We start from the raw sequence: 15,142 nt of genomic DNA on the forward strand, positions 1-15,142 counted from the left end.
GCATCAGGGGCATTCTAGTCCAGATCCTGGCGCGCGCGGCGATGGCGATAGGCGAACTGGGCGCGGCTCAGGCCGAGCAGTCGCGCCGCGGCGGCCATGTTGCCCTGGCTGCGCGCCAGGGCTTCGTCGAGCAGTTCGGCTTCCAGCTGCGCCAGGGGCAGCGGGCGTTCGCCAGCCACGCCGAGGCGCTGCAGCCAGCCGGTTGCGGGCGACGCCACGTCCAGGAACTCGGCCGGCAACGGCTCGCCGCGGAACAGGTGGGGCAGGTCGATGAGTTCGCCCGGATCGCTGGCGATCACCCCGCGCTCCACCAGATTCTGCAATTCCCGCACGTTGCCGGGAAAGTCGTAGCGCAGCAGGGCCTTGAGGGCGCGCATGGTCAGGCCCACCGGCGGGCGTTCGTAGGCGGCGCAGCAGCGCCGCAGGAACAGATCCACCAGCAGCGGCACGTCGTCGCGACGGTCCCGCAGGGGCGGGATGCCGATGGGATAGACGTTGAGGTGGTAGAAGAGGTCTTCGTGGAAGTCGCCGTGGCCTACCGCGTCGCGCAGGTCCAGGTTGGTGGCGGCGACTACCCGCACGTCCACCCTGAGGGTGCGGCTGTCGCCGACGCGCTCGATCTCGCGCTCCGCCGCACCTGCCCGGGTGCGGTGGTCGCGTTTTCCCACAACAAGAACAACTCCAGGACGACGTCATGCGCACACGTTTCGGATTCGGTCTGCTGGCCGCGGCCAGTCTCGCCTCGCTGCAGGTCCAGGCCTACGATCTGCCCGGTCTCAATCTCGGCTCCACCAGCTTCTATGACGGCGCGCCGGCGCCGGATGGCCCCCGCTGGTACCTGTCGGAGTACCTGATCTATGGCAAGACCAGTCGTTTCAACGATCAGGACGGCCGCAAGCTGCCCCTGCCCCTGCCCCTGCCCCTGCCCCTGCCCAAGCAGGAGCTGACCACCTTCGCCCGGTCACCCAGATCATCTATGTCGGCCAGCCCCTGGCCAATGGCGCCATGCCCGGCTTTACCGCCATCCTGCCCTGGCTGGCCCATGCCGATGTCGATGACGGCCTCGGCGGCCAGGCGCTGAGCACCCGCGAGGGGTAGGGGACCTGACCCTGGGTGCCTTCCTGCAACTGCCCACCACCACCCGCCCCGACGGCGGTCCGCGCTGGGCGCAGCGCATCGAGGCCGAGATCGTCGCGCCTACCGGTCGTTACGACCGTGACCGGGCGATCAATCCGGGCAGCAACTTCTGGTCTTTCAATCCCTACTACGCCACCACCTACTGGCTGACGCCCCAGTGGTCGGTGACCGGGCGCTTCTGGTACCTGTGGAATGGCAACAACGACCAGCCGCTACGCAGCTTCGGCGCGGTCTCCGACACCCAGGCCGGCCAGGCACTGCACGCCAACTGCGCCATCCAGTACGCGCTGAACGATCGGCTCAGCGTCGGCCTGAGCGGCTACTGGCTTCGGCAGATCACCGATACCCAGGTCGATGGTCACGCGGTCGGCGGGCGGCGGGAAAAGGTCTGGGCCTGGGGCCGGGTTTCACCTACGCCTATTCCCGGGAGAACCTGGTCACCGTCAACAGCTACTTCGAGCAGGACGCCGAGAACCGCACCGAGGGCGCAAGTTCGTCGTCAACTTCCTGCACAGCTCTAGCGCTAGCGATCGATCGGGATGCCCCGGTTCGGCGGCGGTGGAGCCGCGGGCGGCTGGGGCTGCTGGGCCTGGGGATGGGGCACCATGTGCCAGGTCTCGTTGCGTGGCCGGCGGTCGATGTAGACCGGCACCGGCTGATAGATGATGCCGGAACCGCGCACCTCGCTTTCCTGGCGAAAGCTGGAAGAGGACGAAGAGCCACCGACCACGGTGACGTCGTCGACCGGGCGCTGGCGAGTGGAGGCGGGGGCGGGTACCACGGTGACCTCGCGCGGCGTGCTGATCGGCGGGGGCGCCGCGGGCTTGGGCGGCGGCGTGAAGCCGTTGCTGTCGGGCAGGCTCTGCAGCGGAATGGCGGTGATCTGACTATTCGTCGGGCAGGCGCCCTGGGTATAGGTCGTCCGGCCCTGATCGTCCACGCACTTGTAGACATCCTCAGCGGCCACGACGCCACTGGCGAGCAGCAGGCCATAGAGCAGCGAACGCATGATGAGGCCCTCCGGACACTCGAATTGTCTTCGGCAGGATACAAGATGCCCGCTACGGCTCCCAGTGCTGCTACCCGGCTCGACGCCAGGCATTCAGCTAATCGTCAGACTGTAAAGACTAGGCCGGTCTGAGGTGAGGCGTATAACATCCGGAAACATTCTTTTCAGGGTAGCGGCGCGTGAAGGGGTTCGTGATTGGCGGTTTTTTTCTCTGTGTTTTGTATGTGCACCTTCGCGGTCGGGTGCGCCATCGCTTCCTGCGTCAGCTCAGTGATCATTCGACCTTTCTGGCACCGCTGAACACCTTCATGTTCCTGACCTCGCGGGTGCCCAACGCGCCCTATCACGCCGTGGAGCACTTTCCCGAACTCCAGGTGCTGCAGGAGAACTGGCAGTTGATCCGCGACGAGGCCCTCGACCTGCTGCGCGCCGGCCAGATCAAGAAAGCCGCCGAGCACAACGATGCCGGCTTCAACTCCTTCTTCAAGAGCGGCTGGAAGCGCTTCTATCTGAAGTGGTACGGCGACAGCCATCCTTCCGCCATGCAGCTGTGCCCCAGGACCACCGAATTGCTGCGCGGCATCGGCACGGTCAAGGCGGCCATGTTCGCCGAGTTGCCGCCCGGATCGCGGCTGGTGCGCCATCGCGATCCCTATGGCGGCTCCCTGCGCTATCACCTGGGCCTGGCCACGCCCAACGATCCGCGCTGCTTCATCGAGGTGGACGGCCAGCGCTATCACTGGCGCGATGGCCAGGCAGTGGTGTTCGACGAGACCTTCATCCACTACGCCGAGAACACCACCGAGCAGGATCGCATCATCCTGTTCTGCGACGTGGAAAGGCCGCTGCGCTATCGCTGGGCGAGCGCCTTCAACCGCTGGGTCAGCGGTACCCTGCTGGCTTCGGCGGCCTCGCCCAATGACGCCAGTGACAAGACTGGTGGCCTCAATCGCGCCTTCCGGCATCTCTATCGCATCCGCCAACGCGGCAAGGCGCTGAAGAAGCGCAACCGCTTCCGCTACTACCTCGAACAGTGGCTGTTGCTGGCCGCGCTGGTCGGCGTGGTGATCTGGATTTGACCGGCCCCCTTCAACCGCAAAGACAGCGGTTCGACTTGACCTCGATGCGAATCGCCTTTAATACTGTATGCATATACAGATTGAGGCGATGGCCATGGACTACACCCCTGCAGGTTTGGCGGTATGAGCGGCGGCGCCAGCCTGGCCCGGCTGTTCGAGGAACGGCGCCTGTGGAAGGGACAGACCAGTCCCGACGCCCGGCGCAGCTGCCAGCCCACCGGGGTCGCCGCCCTGGATGCCCATCTGCCCGGCGCCGGCTGGCCGGAGGCGGCCCTGACCGAATTGCTGCTCGCCGGCCCCGGTCATGGCGAGTTGCGGCTGCTCTGGCCGACCCTGGCGCGCCTGAGCCTGGCCGCCGAGCGCATCGCCCTGATCGGGCCGCCGCTGTTGCCCTATCCCCTGGCCTGGCAGGCGGCCGGCGTGGCGCTGGATTCCCTGGTGGTGATCCGCGCCCAGAGTGCCGAGGTGCTCTGGGCCGCCGAGCAGTGCCTGCGCTCCGGTTGCTTCGGCGCGGTGCTCTGCTGGCCCGAGCGGGCCGACGACCGCCAACTGCGCCGGCTGCAGGTCGCCGCCGAGAGCGGTCGGACCCTGGCCTTCGCCCTGCGCCCGGTCGCCGCCCTGGACAATCCCTCGCCGGCGGCCTTGCGCCTGGAACTCAGGGCGCCGCTGGAACGACTGCACATCCGCAAATGCCGCGGCGGTCAGCCCGGCGTGCTCGATCTGGCCGGCGGCGCTTGAGCTTGTCATGCGCTGGGCCTGCATCCTCTTTCCGCAGCTGGCGCTGGATGCCGTGCTGCGCCGTCATCCGCAGCCGGAGCAGCCGCTGGTGCTGCTCTCCGGACCGCCGCAGCGCCGCCTGCTGCAGGCGGTCAATCCGGCCGCCCGGGCGCTGGGACTGCGCCCGGGGCTGACCCTGGCCGCCGCCCAGGCACTGACCCGCGACTTCGAGCAGCAGGAGCACGATCCGGCGCTCATCGAGACGGCCGAGGCGCTGCTGGCGGCCTGGGGCTATGGCTTCAGCTCCCAGGTCAGTCGCCACTATCCCCGGGCGCTGCTGCTGGAGATCCAGTCCAGCCTGCCGCTGCTGGGGCCCTGGCCGCGCCTGGAACGGCGTCTGCGCCAGGAGCTCCAGGACCTGGGCTTTCGCCATCGGCTGGCCCTGGCGCCCAATCCCGTGGCGGCGCGGATGCTGACCAATGTCGCCGACGGTCTCATCGCCTCCCCGGATGACCTGCCGCGCCTGCTCGATCGACTGCCCGTGGAGCGTGCCGGTTTCGCCCCCCAGCAGGCCCAGGCGCTGGTGCGCATGGGCATCCGCCGCCTGGAGCAACTCAAGGTCCTGCCCAGGGCCGCCCTGGCCCGGCGCTTCGCCCCGGAGCTCCTGCAGCAGCTGGATCTGCTGAGGGGCAGTCGCGGCCTGGCGCTGGAGTTCTACCGGCCGCCCGATCGTTTCGTGGCGCGGGTGGAACTCAATTTCGAAGTGGAATCCCACCAGGCGCTGCTGTTCCCGCTGCGCCGCCTCACCGCCGACCTGGCCGCCTGGCTGGCCAGTCGCGACCGTGGCGTGCAGCGCTTCCTGCTCTGGCTGGAACATCGCCAGGGTCCGGCCACCACCCTGGCCATCGGCCTGCTGGCCCCCGAACGCGATGCCGCCCTGCTGTTCGAATTCGCCCGTGGTCGCCTCGAACAGCTGCAGGTAGTGGCACCGGTGCTGGCGTTGCGCCTGGAAAGCGAGGAGTTGCCCCTCTTCGTGCCGGAACGCCATGGCCTGTTCGACGAACGCCCGGCCCAGGCCGTGGGTTGGGAGGTGCTGCGCGAACGCCTGCGTGCCCGGTTGGGCGAGGAAGCGGTGCTGGGCCTCGGCATCCAGGCGGATCATCGCCCCGAGCGCGCCCTGGTCTGGCGCCAGGAACGACGCCGGGAGATCGCGCTGCCCGGTCTGCGTCCGGGTTGGCTGCTGAGCGAACCGCGTCCTCTCGACGGTCAGCCAAGACGGGTCCTCGCGGGCCCTGAACGTATCGAAAGTGGCTGGTGGGACGGAGGCGACCAGCGCCGCGACTACTACCGCATCGAGGTGGCCGACGGACGCCAGGCCTGGGCCTTTCGCCGCTATGGCGAGGAGACGCCCTGGTGGATCCAGGGCTGGTTCGCATGAGTGGCTATGCCGAGTTGCACTGCCTGTCGAATTTCAGCTTTCAGCGCGGTGCCTCCAGTGCCCTGGAATTGTTCGAGCGGGCCAAGGCGCTGGGCTACGCCGCGCTGGCCATCACCGACGAAGGCACCCTGAGCGGCAGCGTCCGCGCCTGGCAGGCGGCGCGCCAGGTCGGGCTGCCCCTTATCGTCGGCAGCGAGCTGACCCTCGACGACGGCCTGCGCCTGGTGCTGCTGGTGGAGGATCTGCCGGGTTACGAGTGCCTGTGCGCCCTGATCACCCGGGCGCGCCGTCGTGCGCCCAAGGGGCGCTACCAGCTGGGTCGCGCGGATTTGCAGCCGCCGCTGCCCGGGTTGCTGGCGATCTGGCTGCCGGGAGAAGAACCCGCGGCCGAGGAGGGCGCCTGGCTCAAGCAGGTCTTCGCCGAGCGCCTCTGGCTCGGCGTCGAATTGCTGCGCGGCGCCGACGATACCGCCCGACTCATGCAGTTGCAGGCACTGGGCACCCAGCTGGCTGTGCCGGCAGTGGCCTGTGGCGACGTGCACATGCACGCGCGCGGGCGCCGGGCCCTGCAGGATGTGCTCACCGGCATCCGCCATCACCTGCCGGTGGCCGAGGCCGGCTATCGCTTGCATCCCAACGGCGAGCGCCATCTGCGTCCGCTGACGGTGCTCGAAGGCCTCTATCCCGCGGCGCTGCGCGCCGAGACCCTGGCGATCGCCGCCCGCTGCCGCTTCGACCTGGGCGAATTGCGCTATCGCTATCCCCAGGAGGTAATACCCGCCGGCGAGACGGCCGGCTCCTGGCTGGCCGAGCTGACCCGTCGCGGCCTGGCCTGGCGCTGGCCAGAGGGCGCGCCGGAAAGGATCACCGACCAGGTGGCCCGGGAGCTGGCGCTGATCGCCGAGAAGGGCTACGAGAACTACTTTCTCACCGTGCACGACATCGTCGACTACGCCCGCCGCCAGCACATCCTCTGCCAGGGCCGCGGCTCGGCGGCCAACTCGGTGGTCTGCTATGTGCTGGGCATCACCGAGCTGAATCCGCTCACCGGCAATCTGCTGTTCGAGCGCTTCATCTCCCGCGAGCGCGACGAGCCGCCCGACATCGACGTCGACTTCGAGCACGAGCGGCGCGAAGAGGTCATCCAGTACGTCTTTCGCCGCTATGGGCGCGAGCGGGCCGCGCTCACCGCGGTGGTCAGCACCTACCATGCCGCCGGCGCCCTGCGCGATGTCGGCAAGGCGCTGGGTCTGCCGGGCGACCAGCTCGACGCCCTGTCCGGGTGCGCCGGGCGCTGGACCGACGAGATCCCCGGCCCCGCACGTCTGCGCGAAGCCGGTTTCGATCCTGACAGCCCCCTGCTGCAGCGGGTGCTCATCCTTGCCGGCCAGTTGATCGGCTTTCCCCGGCATCTCTCCCAGCACCCCGGCGGCTTCGTCATCTCCGAGGCGCCCCTGGCCACGCTGGTGCCGGTGGAAAACGCCGCCATGCCCGAACGCACCCTGATCCAGTGGGACAAGGACGACCTCGATGCCGTGGGCCTGCTCAAGGTCGACATCCTCGCCCTGGGCATGCTCAGCGCCCTGCGCCGCTGCTTCGACCTGGTCGCCGGCTGGCGCGGCCAGCGCTGGACCCTGGCCAGCCTGCCCCAGGAAGACCAGCCCACCTACGCCATGATCTCCCGTGCCGATACGGTGGGGGTGTTCCAGATCGAATCCCGCGCCCAGATGGCCATGCTGCCGCGCCTCAGGCCGCAAACCCTCTACGACCTGGTGATCGAGGTGGCCATCGTCCGTCCCGGTCCCATCCAGGGCGACATGGTGCATCCCTACCTGCGCCGCCGGAACGGGGAAGAGGAGGCCGACTATCCCCATGACGAATTGCGTCCGGCGCTGGAGCGTACCCTGGGGGTGCCGCTGTTCCAGGAACAGGTGATGCAGATCGCCATGGTCGCCGCCCAGTACACGCCCGGCGAGGCCGATCAGCTGCGCCGCTCCATGGCTGCCTGGAAGCGCCATGGCGGCCTCGAACCCCATCGCCAACGGTTGCACAGCCGCATGGTCGAGCGCGGCTATCGCCCGGAGTTCGCCGCGCGCCTCTTCGAGCAGATCAAGGGCTTCGGCAGCTACGGCTTTCCCGAATCCCATGCCGCCAGCTTCGCCCTGCTGACCTATGCCAGTTCCTGGCTCAAGTGCCACGAGCCGGCCGCCTTCGCCTGTGCCCTGGTCAACAGCTGGCCGATGGGTTTCTACAGTCCGGATCAGGTGTTGCAGGACGCCCGGCGCCACGGCATCGAGGTGCGCGCGGTGACCGTGCAGGCCAGTGACTGGGATTGCCGGCTGGAGGCGGGTGCCGGCCACCAGCCGGCGATCCGCCTGGGCCTGCGCCTGGTGCAGGGGCTGGCGGAAGCGGCTGGCCAGCGCCTGGTAGCGGCACGGGGCACGCAGCCGTTTCACGACGTCGAGGACCTCTGTCGCCGGGCCGAGCTGGATGCCCGGGCGCGCGGGCAACTGGCCGAGGCCGGCGCCCTGGCGGAGCTGGCCGGGGATCGCCATCAGGCACGCTGGGCCATGGCCGGGGTGGAGCGCCAGCTGCCGCTGTTCGCGTCGGCGGACAGCGCCCTGGAGGAACGGCCGACCTTGCCCGTACCCAGCGTCGCGGAAAACGTCCATGCCGATTACCGCATGCTGGGCACCACCCTGGGGCCGCATCCGCTGAGTCTGCTGCGCGGCGAACTCCAGGCACGGCGCTGCCGGGATTTCCGTCAGCTGGACGAGATCAGGCCCGGTGCCCTGGTACGGGTAGCCGGACTGGTGCGCGGACGACAGCGCCCGGGCACGGCCAGCGGGGTGATCTTCGTGACCCTGGAAGACGAGCACGGCATGCTCAATGTGGTGGTCTGGCGCGCGGTGGGCGAACAGCAGCGTCGACCCCTGCTGCAGGCACGGCTGCTACAGGTCGAGGGGCATCTGGAACGGGAGGCGGGGGTGCAGCATCTGATCGCCGGTCGCCTGACCGACCTGAGTCCGCTGCTCGACGAGCTCATGGTGTCGAGTCGGGATTTTCACTAGGACGCGGACGGGGAAAAGCGGGGAGGGAGAGAGCGGGTGGAGCGGGGGACTGTCTTCCGAAGCGCTCTGGAGCGCCCGGAAGACAAGAATCGACCAACGCAGTCTTAGCTGACGGCGTCTTTGAGGCCTTTGCCGGGCTTGAAGCCGGGCAGCTTGGCAGCGGCGATCTTGATGGTGGCACCGGTCTGCGGGTTGCGGCCTTCGCGAGCAGCGCGCTCTTTCACTGCGAAAGTTCCGAAACCGACCAGGCTGACGCTGTCGCCTTGCTTCAGGGCGTCGGTCACCGCAGTGGTGAAGGCGTCCAGGGCTTTGGCAGCGGTGGCCTTGGGCAGGTCGGCAGACGCGGCAATGGCGTCGATCAGCTCAGCTTTATTCATGTAAAAACTCCATGTGTGAGTATTGGCCAGGCAGTATAGCGGCAGCTTTGCCTTGCGTAGAGCCTTTGTGAGCCTCTACGTGGCCGGTTGAAGCAGCCTTGTTATTCGGCGCTACAGGATACGCATAGCGGGCGAAAGAACGATAGGGTATTCGATCTAGCAGGGGCGTGAAAACCTGATCCGCACTGCATTTTCCACGCTTCACAGCCCAGCCGTCGCCTTTTTGGGCAGCGGCGATGGCCGTTTGGTTTCCTCTAGGCGCTGAACGAAAAGTCGCCGAGCGATGGTGAGGCGAGGCGAAAAACCTTGAGGAAGCGGAGTTTACAAGTGGTAAATGAGCATTCCGAAAGGTTTTTCAACGAAGCATCACCGAGCGCAGGCAGTTTTCGTACAGTGCCTAAGCTACGCGGTCGGGTGATAGCTGCGGCTGCAACGGCGGCGTCAGGGGCGGCAGCCCATAGGCGGCGCGGGCCGCATCGCAGTGCGGATTGGCTTCGCCGTTCTCCCAGGCGGCGGTGAACTCGCGGCAGGTGCTGGAACGGTTCTCGTAGAGGGTGCAGCGCGTGCCGCAGCCCACCTCGCCCAGCAGTGCCGCGCAGCGTACCGGCTTCTGCTCGGTGCCCTGCATGGCCACCAGATGCGGGCTGACCGCGAGGGTGAGGTGGTCAGGCACGAGGCCGCCTGCCGACTGGCATTCGCCCCAATAGAAAGACACGCGAAAATGGGCGCAGCAGGCGCCACAGCTCAGGCAAGGATTCTCGGTCGACATGGACGACAGCCATCGCAGGAACCGGCAGCGCCGGCGGGACAGGCACGGATTCTAGGCAAGCCCCCGCAGGCTGCGAAGCCCCTCCAACGACCGTTCGGCGGCGACCTACGGCAGTCTTTTCAGGTGCTCGGGTGTGACCAGATGTCGCTGCAGCCAGGCGATGAACAGCCGCACCTTGGCCGGCACCAGGCGCCGATGGGGATAGAGGGCATGGATGGCGATGGCCTGGGTGTACCAGGGGGCGAACAGTCGCTCCAGGCGACCCTTCGCCAGGTCATCGCCCACCAGGAAATCCGGCTGGCGAATGATGCCATGGCCGTCCAGCGCCGCCTGGTGCAGGACGCTGCCATTGTTGGCGCGCAGGGGTCCGCTGACCTTGACCTGCAGGCGCGCCCCCTCACGCTGGAATTCCCAGAGATCGCCGTCGCTGGCGTAGCTGTAGAGCAGGCAGCGATGTTCACGCAATTCGGCAGGATGCTCGGGGCGACCGTGGCGCCGCAGATAGGCGGGCGCGGCGCAGATGAACAGCTCGACCGCCCCCAGCGGCTGCGCCACCAGGCTGGAATCGCTGAGGTCGCCGATGCGCACGGCCAGGTCGAAGCCTTCCTCGACCAGGCGCACCTGGCGATCGCTCAGCTCCAGGTCGATGGCGACCTCGGGATACTCGTGCAGGAAGCTGCTCACCAGGGGCGCCAGGTGACGCACCCCAAAGGTCAGGGGCGCACTGACCCGGAGGCGCCCCTGGGGCCGTTCGTGGCCCTCCTGCAGGCGCTGTTCGAGGGCCTCCAGATCTCCCAGCAGGGGCACCAGTCCTTCATGCAGGGTGCGTCCGGCCTCGGTCAGGCTCAGGGTACGGGTAGTGCGCTGCAGCAGCCGCGTGCCGTAATGCCGTTCTAGGGCGGCCAGGTGCTTGGTGAGCGCCGAGCGTGACAGCTCCAGCCGCTCCGCCGCGGCGGTCAGGCTGCCGAGTTCCACGATCTTGATGAAGGCCTGCAGGGCTCTGAGGGTATCCAAAGATTGTTTCCACAATGTGCACAGTTCATTCCCAGGGTGCGCCTTTATTCGCGTGCTGGAAACAGGACAATGGGATCATCTTTCCCTGCCCGAGAATCAGCATGACTGACCGTACTGCATCCTATGCCCCGCTGCTGCTGCGCCTGGCCCTGGGCGCCATGTTCCTGGCCCATGGCCTGACCAAGCTGCTGGTGTTCACGCTACCGGGCACGGCAGGCTTCTTCGCCTCGGTGGGCTTTCCCGGCTGGCTGGCCTATCCGGCCACCTTCTTCGAGCTGGGCGCGGGCGTGCTCCTGATCCTCGGCGCCTGGGTGCGTCCGGTCGCGGCAGTCGCCGCCGTCCAACTGTTCGCGGCCGCGACGGTCCATTTCGGCAACGGCTGGTCCTTCTCCAATCCCCATGGCGGCTGGGAATATCCGGTCTTTCTCGCCGTGACCGCCGCCGCCCTGGCGCTGCTGGGCGCTGGCCAGCTCTCCTGGGATGCCCGCAAGCGTTCCTGAACCCTGCCCGAGAGGTCGCCACCATGTCGCTTCCCACCTTGTTCGTTTCCCACGGTTCGCCCATGGAGGCGCTCGACGCCGGCGCGGCGGGAACGGCCTGGCGCGACCTGGGACGGTCGCTGCCGACCCCGGCCGCCATCGTCGTGGTCTCGGCGCACTTCGATACCCGGGTTCCGCTGTTCGGCAGCGCCAAGCGGCCGGCTACCGTCCATGACTTCTATGGCTTTCCCGAGGCCCTCCACCGGCTGGACTATCCCGCGCCTGGCGCTCCGGCCCTGGCCGAGCAGCTGGCGCAGGGGCTACGTGACCAGGGCTGGGAGGCCGAAACCGGCGAGCAGGGGCTGGATCATGGCGCCTGGGTGCCGCTGCGCTATCTCTATCCCGACGCTCGGATCCCCGTGGTGCCGCTGTCGATGAGCGCTGCCCGCGGACCGGACTATCACTATGCCCTGGGCCAGGCGCTGGCCAGGGTGCTACCGGCGGACACCCTGCTGATCGGCTCGGGCAGCCTGACCCACAACCTCGGTGATTTCCGCCGTGGAGGCGCCGACTCCCCCAGCTATGTGCGGGACTTCCAGCAATGGATGCAGACGCGGCTGCGCGGGCGGGACCTGGACGCCTTGCTCGACTACCGGCGTCAGGCGCCGCAGGCCCGTCAGGCCCATCCCACCGACGAGCACCTGTTGCCGCTGTTTGTCGCCCTGGGCGCGGCCGATCCCGAGGGCACCTTCAGCGTCCATCACGACGGCATCGCCCATCGCATCCTGGCCATGGATCTCTACGGCTTTTACCGCCACTAGCCGCTCGCCAACAAAACGCCCGGATCGATAACGGATCCGGGCTTTTCGCTAACTACAAAACGCCGTTCGATCAGCCAAACAGCTTGGGACCATAACCCCACATCAGTACCGTGGTGGCCATCAGTACCTCCAGCACCAGCACCCCGATGGCCAGGGTGGAGCCGGACATGATGAAGCCTTCCCGCTGGTCGATATTGAGGAAGGAGGGAATGCCGGTATAGAGCAGGTAGGCCGAATAGGCCAGGCCGACGATCCCGGCGATGGCGCACAGCCACACCAGCGGATAGAAGCCCGCCAGGCCGCTCAGCAGCATGGGCGTGGCCACGTAGCCGGCGAAGAGGATGCAGCGGTTGGCGCTGGGCCGATCCGGATAGCGTCGTGCCAGCCAATGGATCACATGCCCCATGGCCACCACCGCCGCCATGATCAGCGCATAGCTGATGACCGCCAGGACCACCGCCGTGGGCAGGTCCAGCACATGGGCTTCACTGCCACCGAAGCGCCAACCGAAGGTCGTGGTGCCCACCAGGGAGGCGACGACGGGAATGGCCGCCAGGAAGGCGACATGATGGGCAAAGAAGTGCCCGACCGTTTCCCCTTCGCGACGGATCTGTTGCCACTCGCGATCGGGATGGGCCAGCAAGCCCCAGACATGATTGATCATGATCCTGCTCCTCACCCGCTGTAGTCGCCGCAGGCGGGCCTTTGTGGATGGGCGAACGCTGAGTAAAACGCAACGGGCGACTACTATACGAGTATAGAAGAGCTCTGGAATGCGTCATGCGAACCGACGAAGGGCAGCGTGCCTGGAAACGAAGCGACCAATGGTCACGGGGCACCACGCTGGTGCGTTTCCGGGCCCCTGGCATCCGGGCAGCGCACGGAAGGCAATACTTGACCACTTGGACAAGAAATTGCTTGCTCGAGGCATCTGTTACCGGTCAACGAGGTCCGTCATGCCATCTCTCGACATCATCATCGCCGGTGCCGGCATGGGCGGCCTCACCGCCGCCCTGGCGCTGCAGCAGGCCGGGCACCGGGTTCGCCTGTTCGAGCGGGCGCAGGACCTGGCCCCCATCGGCGCGGCCCTCTCCATCTGGCCCAACGGCGTCAAGGTACTCGAACACCTGGGGTTGGGGCCCGCCATCGCCGCGGTCAGCGGCGACATGCAGACCATGAGCTACCGCGACCATCAGGGACAGTTGCTGACCCAGTTCAGCCTGCTGCCTCTTTATGCAGCCGTCGGACGGCCAGCACGCCCCATCGCCCGCGCCCACCTGCAGCGCCTCCTGCTGGACGCCGTGGGCGCCGAGCGGGTGACCCTGGGTGTCGGCTGCGAGGGCTTCGAGCAGGATGCAGCCGGGGTGACGGTGCTGCTCGGCGACGGTCGGCGTGAGCGGGCCGATCTGCTGATCGCCGCCGATGGCACCCACTCGCGCCTGCGGGAGCGGGTGGTGGGCCAGGCCATCACCCGCGCGTATTGCGGCTACGTGAACTGGAACGGGCGGGTGAGGATCGCGCCGGAGCTGGCCGAAGCCCACGACTGGGCGCAATTCGTCGGGGCGCACCAGCGTGTCTCGCTGATGCCCATGGGCGGTGATGAATTCTATTTCTTCTTCGACGTACCCCTGCCCAAGGGCACGCCCAACGATCGCAGCCGTTACCGCGCGGAGCTGGCCGAGCATTTCGCCGGCTGGGCGCCGCCGGTGCAACGCCTGATCGAACGGCTAGATCCCCAGGGCGTGGCCCGGGTGGAGATCCACGACACCCGGCCACTGCCGACGCTGGTACAGGGGCGGGTGGCGCTGCTGGGTGATTCCGCCCATGCCATGGCCCCGGACCTGGGGCAGGGCGGTTGCCAGGCCATGGAGGATGCCTGGGTGCTGGCGCGCTGCCTGGACGCCGAGGCCGATCCGCGCGCGGCGCTTCAGGCCTATGAACACGCTCGATTGGAGCGGGTCGCCGGGATCGTCGAGCGGGCGCGCAAGCGCTGCGAGATCACCCACGGCCACGAGCCGCTGGCCACCCAGGCCTGGTACGCCGAGCTGGCCCGGGAAACCGGCGAGACGGTGATCGCCGGTCTGCGCAAGACCGCCGAGGGAGGTCCGCTGTGAAATAGCCCTGGCCCGCGGCGACGAATGGCAATACCTTGGGTCGAAAGGCCCAGTCCCTCGTCGGAGAATTTGCCATGCGCCTGCGTCTCACCCTGACCCTCGCCAGCCTTGCCATCACGCCATTGGCCTTCGCCGCAGACGGCGGCTGTCCCTATCCGCAGACGGTGAAATTCGCCGGCCCCAACTGGGAGAGCGGCATGTTCACCACCGAGGTGCTGCGCCTGCTGGTGGAGAAGGGCTATGGCTGCCAGACCGACAGCGTGCCGGGCAACACCGTGACCCTGGAAAACGCCCTGGCGCAAAACGACATCCAGGTCACCGGCGAGCAGTGGGCCGGGCGCAGTCCGGCCTGGCGCGCGGCGGAGAAGGCCGGCAAGGTCTTCGCCGTCGGCGAGACGGTCAAGGGCGCCACCGAGGGCTGGTGGGTACCGGAATACCTGGTCAAGGGCGACCCCGCGCGTGGCATCCAGGCCAAGGCACCGGACCTGAAGAGCGTCGCCGATCTGCCGCGCTATAAAGAGCTGTTCCGCGATCCGGAAGAGCCCGACAAGGGCCGCTTCCTCAACTGCCCGACCGGCTGGACCTGCGAGATCGTCAACAGCCAGAAGCTCAAGGCCTACCAGCTGACCGACAGCTACACCAACTTCCGCACCGGTACCGGTCCCGCGCTGGACGCGGCCATCGCCACCGCCATGCGCCGTGGCGAGCCGGTGCTCTTCTACTATTGGTCGCCGACCCCGCTGATGGGCCGCTACAAGCTGGTCCAGCTGGAAGAGCCGCCGTTCAGCGAGAAGGCCTGGGAGACCCTCTCGGATCCGAAGAACCCCAATCCGCTGCCGTCGCGCTCGCTGCCGGCCAAGATCACCATCGGCGTCTCCCGCGACCTGCACGACAAGGCGCCGGCCCTGGTGGCGCTGTTCGAGAAGGTCGAGTTCCCCCTCGGCCAGTTCAACGGCATCCTCGCCGGCATGGCCGAGAAACGCGAAGACGCCCAGGTCGTGGCCAAGCGTTTCCTCAAGGAGCAGCCGGAGGTCTGGACGACCTGGCTGCCGGCGGAAAACGCCGAGCGGGTAAAGGCGGCGCTCTAGGCGCGGTGATAGGGGATAATGGCGGTTTT

The 15,142-nt window shown here is 67.7% G+C and carries 13 protein-coding genes and 2 pseudogenes; 9 read left to right on the top strand and 6 right to left on the bottom strand.

Annotation, left to right across the window (positions count from 1 at the left end):
- Nucleotides 1–14: 14 nt before the first annotated feature.
- Nucleotides 15–629: pseudogene (locus RCF34_RS10040) on the bottom strand (sigma 54-interacting transcriptional regulator); the annotation flags it as partial.
- Nucleotides 630–694: 65 nt separating this feature from the next.
- On the opposite strand from RCF34_RS10040, the pseudogene RCF34_RS10045 reads away from it, so the two are divergent.
- Nucleotides 695–1,650, top strand: a pseudogene (locus RCF34_RS10045) (transporter); the annotation flags it as partial.
- Nucleotides 1,651–1,660: 10 nt separating this feature from the next.
- Here the strand turns inward: RCF34_RS10045 and RCF34_RS10050 are convergent.
- Nucleotides 1,661–2,146, bottom strand: coding sequence for a DUF4124 domain-containing protein (locus tag RCF34_RS10050; RefSeq protein ID WP_308708025.1), 486 nt, complete (start codon nucleotides 2,144–2,146; stop codon nucleotides 1,661–1,663).
- A 179-nt stretch (nucleotides 2,147–2,325) separates the two neighbouring features.
- On the opposite strand from RCF34_RS10050, the gene lpxO reads away from it, so the two are divergent.
- The 4 genes from lpxO (at nucleotide 2,326) to RCF34_RS10070 (ending at nucleotide 8,451) form a co-directional block, all read left to right on the top strand.
- Complete coding sequence (gene lpxO, locus RCF34_RS10055; RefSeq protein WP_308708026.1) at nucleotides 2,326–3,225, top strand: lipid A hydroxylase LpxO; 900 nt, start codon at nucleotides 2,326–2,328, stop codon at nucleotides 3,223–3,225.
- A gap of 123 nt (nucleotides 3,226–3,348) precedes the next feature.
- The gene (gene imuA, locus RCF34_RS10060; RefSeq protein WP_308708027.1) at nucleotides 3,349–3,963 is read left to right on the top strand and encodes a translesion DNA synthesis-associated protein ImuA; all 615 of its coding nucleotides are present in this window, start codon (nucleotides 3,349–3,351) and stop codon (nucleotides 3,961–3,963) included.
- Nucleotides 3,964–3,970: 7 nt separating this feature from the next.
- A complete protein-coding gene (locus RCF34_RS10065) occupies nucleotides 3,971–5,380 on the top strand; it encodes a DNA polymerase Y family protein (RefSeq protein ID WP_308708028.1) in 1,410 nt (469 codons plus the stop codon).
- Nucleotides 5,377–8,451: an error-prone DNA polymerase gene (locus RCF34_RS10070; protein WP_308708265.1), complete on the top strand. Its 3,075-nt coding sequence runs from the start codon at nucleotides 5,377–5,379 to the stop codon at nucleotides 8,449–8,451. The genes RCF34_RS10065 and RCF34_RS10070 overlap by 4 nt, the downstream gene beginning before the upstream one ends.
- Before the next feature lie 104 nt (nucleotides 8,452–8,555).
- On the opposite strand, the gene RCF34_RS10075 is transcribed toward RCF34_RS10070, so the two are convergent.
- The 3 genes from RCF34_RS10075 to RCF34_RS10085 form a co-directional block, all read right to left on the bottom strand.
- Nucleotides 8,556–8,828 carry an HU family DNA-binding protein gene (locus RCF34_RS10075; RefSeq protein WP_007159052.1) on the bottom strand — a complete coding sequence of 91 codons (273 nt, stop codon included), beginning with the start codon at nucleotides 8,826–8,828 and terminating at the stop codon, nucleotides 8,556–8,558.
- Between the two features lie 397 nt (nucleotides 8,829–9,225).
- On the bottom strand, nucleotides 9,226–9,597 hold the full coding sequence (locus RCF34_RS10080; protein WP_308708029.1) for a YkgJ family cysteine cluster protein: 372 nt from the start codon (nucleotides 9,595–9,597) through the stop codon (nucleotides 9,226–9,228).
- A 105-nt stretch (nucleotides 9,598–9,702) separates the two neighbouring features.
- Complete coding sequence (locus tag RCF34_RS10085; protein WP_308708030.1) at nucleotides 9,703–10,611, bottom strand: LysR family transcriptional regulator; 909 nt, start codon at nucleotides 10,609–10,611, stop codon at nucleotides 9,703–9,705.
- 101 nt (nucleotides 10,612–10,712) lie between these two features.
- Here RCF34_RS10085 and RCF34_RS10090 point away from each other — a divergent pair, with 101 nt between their 5' ends.
- Both RCF34_RS10090 and RCF34_RS10095 read left to right on the top strand, forming a co-directional pair.
- Entirely contained in the window at nucleotides 10,713–11,111 is a 399-nt protein-coding gene (locus RCF34_RS10090; protein WP_308708031.1) for a DoxX family protein, read from the top strand.
- Between the two features lie 23 nt (nucleotides 11,112–11,134).
- A complete protein-coding gene (locus RCF34_RS10095; RefSeq protein ID WP_308708032.1) occupies nucleotides 11,135–11,911 on the top strand; it encodes a class III extradiol ring-cleavage dioxygenase in 777 nt (258 codons plus the stop codon).
- A 70-nt stretch (nucleotides 11,912–11,981) separates the two neighbouring features.
- On the opposite strand, the gene RCF34_RS10100 is transcribed toward RCF34_RS10095, so the two are convergent.
- Nucleotides 11,982–12,575, bottom strand: a complete 594-nt coding sequence (locus RCF34_RS10100) for a Yip1 family protein (RefSeq protein WP_308708033.1) — start codon at nucleotides 12,573–12,575, stop codon at nucleotides 11,982–11,984.
- A 292-nt stretch (nucleotides 12,576–12,867) separates the two neighbouring features.
- Here RCF34_RS10100 and hpxO point away from each other — a divergent pair, with 292 nt between their 5' ends.
- Both hpxO and RCF34_RS10110 read left to right on the top strand, forming a co-directional pair.
- The gene (gene hpxO / locus RCF34_RS10105) at nucleotides 12,868–14,025 is read left to right on the top strand and encodes an FAD-dependent urate hydroxylase HpxO (RefSeq protein WP_308708034.1); all 1,158 of its coding nucleotides are present in this window, start codon (nucleotides 12,868–12,870) and stop codon (nucleotides 14,023–14,025) included.
- Between the two features lie 74 nt (nucleotides 14,026–14,099).
- Nucleotides 14,100–15,113 (top strand): ABC transporter substrate-binding protein, encoded by a 1,014-nt coding sequence (locus RCF34_RS10110; protein WP_308708035.1) that lies wholly within the window; start codon nucleotides 14,100–14,102, stop codon nucleotides 15,111–15,113.
- Nucleotides 15,114–15,142 lie beyond the last annotated feature (29 nt).

This window comes from Pseudomonas sp. 102515, assembly GCF_031085165.1.
Classification (GTDB): domain Bacteria; phylum Pseudomonadota; class Gammaproteobacteria; order Pseudomonadales; family Pseudomonadaceae; genus Chryseomonas.

Bases quoted from the DNA above. Each gene is read 5' to 3' on its own strand.
- RCF34_RS10050 (WP_308708025.1), bottom strand. From the start codon at position 2,146: ATGCGTTCGCTGCTCTATGGCCTGCTGCTCGCCAGTGGCGTCGTGGCC.
- imuA (WP_308708027.1), top strand. From the start codon at position 3,349: ATGAGCGGCGGCGCCAGCCTGGCCCGGCTGTTCGAGGAACGGCGCCTG.
- RCF34_RS10065 (WP_308708028.1), top strand. From the start codon at position 3,971: ATGCGCTGGGCCTGCATCCTCTTTCCGCAGCTGGCGCTGGATGCCGTG.
- RCF34_RS10070 (WP_308708265.1), top strand. From the start codon at position 5,377: ATGAGTGGCTATGCCGAGTTGCACTGCCTGTCGAATTTCAGCTTTCAG.
- RCF34_RS10075 (WP_007159052.1), bottom strand. From the start codon at position 8,828: ATGAATAAAGCTGAGCTGATCGACGCCATTGCCGCGTCTGCCGACCTG.
- RCF34_RS10080 (WP_308708029.1), bottom strand. From the start codon at position 9,597: ATGTCGACCGAGAATCCTTGCCTGAGCTGTGGCGCCTGCTGCGCCCAT.
- RCF34_RS10090 (WP_308708031.1), top strand. From the start codon at position 10,713: ATGACTGACCGTACTGCATCCTATGCCCCGCTGCTGCTGCGCCTGGCC.
- RCF34_RS10095 (WP_308708032.1), top strand. From the start codon at position 11,135: ATGTCGCTTCCCACCTTGTTCGTTTCCCACGGTTCGCCCATGGAGGCG.
- RCF34_RS10100 (WP_308708033.1), bottom strand. From the start codon at position 12,575: ATGATCAATCATGTCTGGGGCTTGCTGGCCCATCCCGATCGCGAGTGG.
- hpxO (WP_308708034.1), top strand. From the start codon at position 12,868: ATGCCATCTCTCGACATCATCATCGCCGGTGCCGGCATGGGCGGCCTC.
- RCF34_RS10110 (WP_308708035.1), top strand. From the start codon at position 14,100: ATGCGCCTGCGTCTCACCCTGACCCTCGCCAGCCTTGCCATCACGCCA.